Origin of the sequence: Actinoplanes lutulentus (assembly GCF_003259845.1) — a bacterium.
Classification (GTDB): Bacteria; Actinomycetota; Actinomycetes; order Mycobacteriales; family Micromonosporaceae; genus Actinoplanes; species Actinoplanes lutulentus.
In genome coordinates this window covers 1-1,365 of the sequence record NZ_QLMJ01000047.1, presented here as the reverse complement: position 1 = coordinate 1,365, position 1,365 = coordinate 1, and the positions used below count along the sequence as shown (strand labels likewise).

At 67.3% G+C, this 1,365-nt stretch carries 1 pseudogene; it reads right to left on the bottom strand.

Going from position 1 to position 1,365, the window contains the following annotated elements:
* Positions 1 to 962 (bottom strand): annotated as a pseudogene (locus B0I29_RS45030) (hypothetical protein); the annotation flags it as partial.
* Positions 963 to 1,365 lie beyond the last annotated feature (403 nt).

The following is a 1,365-nucleotide window of genomic DNA, read 5'->3' as shown; positions in this document are numbered from 1 at the left end:
CCGCTCAGGCCGCTGAGCTTGAGGACGTCGGCCGAGGTGGCGGTGGACAGCTGCGGCTTCTCCGGTGATTCCGGGTCCTTGCCGGCCGAGTCCCAGGCCATCGGCGTCGGGATGTTGGCGATCTCGGCCTGGGTGGCCGCGTCCAGGACCCGGAGACCGCCGGTCTCCGGGTTGCTGCGGAAGATCGCGCCGTCCGCGCGCAGGCCGTACGTCAGGGACTTGACCGCGCTCGCGGCCTGCTGGTTCTTGACGATCAGCAGCAGGCCGAAGCCGCCCTCCTGACGCGAGACCAGGAGCAGGTCGACGCCGGACAGGACTTCCGGGTAAAGGGCGCGGGAGCCGTCCAGCACCGGTTCGGGCAGGGTGCCCGGCCAGGTGTAGGTGATGGTGTGGCCCTTGGCCTCGGCCTCGGCGAGAACCGTGCCGGCCGAGCCGCCGGTGCCACCGGACGGAGTGGCGCTGGCCTCCGCACCAGCGCCGCTCCGGATCTCACCACTGGCCGCCTTGTCGCCGCCGCTGCTGAAACGGACCTTCTCGGCCGGGTTCGCCGGGATTACGCCGAGGCCGTCGGTGGCGGTGGGGTCGAGGCTGAGGGTGTTGTCGATCGGCGCCCACTGGCCGTTCTCGTCCTTCGCTCGCTGCGGCAGTGCGCTGGTGACGTCGCGCAGCTGGCCGTCGGGGCGGGCGAAGAGCTGACTGAAGGCAGTGGTGGCGCGGTCGACAAGGACGTCCTTGCCGGTGCGGCGGGCCTCTTGCAAGGCGGTGGCCTTGTCCTTGAGGCCGGTGCCGGCGGGGATGGCCGCGACCGGTTCGTCGGGGCCGGCGGCGGTCAGGTTCTCGTCGCCGTCCGGCAGGAACGGTAGAGAAGCGGCGGTCAAGGTGGCGGCCAGCACGAGGCCGATGGTGACGCCCAGCCTGGTGCGCGTACGCACGAATGGGCTGAGCAAGCGGGGCGCGGTCACGCTGGTCTACTCCCGTGGGGACCGAGGCGAATTGGGCAGCACAAACAGCCCCGAACGGCGTACCGAGGGGCAGAGGCGGCCACACGATCGCACAGCAGCCATCGACATGTGTGGTTACAAGATTGTTACCGGGTCAGAAGGTTTCTTTTAGGTAATGCCCGATTTAAAGGCTTTTACCCTGCGATGTCGCACGGAAGGTCCATTAAGACCCGTAATTGAGGCTTATGTCGAGGGTGCCCGCTGCGTCAATGTTTGCGGGGTTGCATCCTGTGGCCCAGATCACCGTTTGTCAATCTCGGTCACTGTCGGTGATCTTGAATATAGCTGAGTGCCTATCGCAGAGTGCCCCGGCACGCGCCTTTTTGGTTGGCGTGTGCCTTCTGGTGCCTCCGCACCGTTCTCT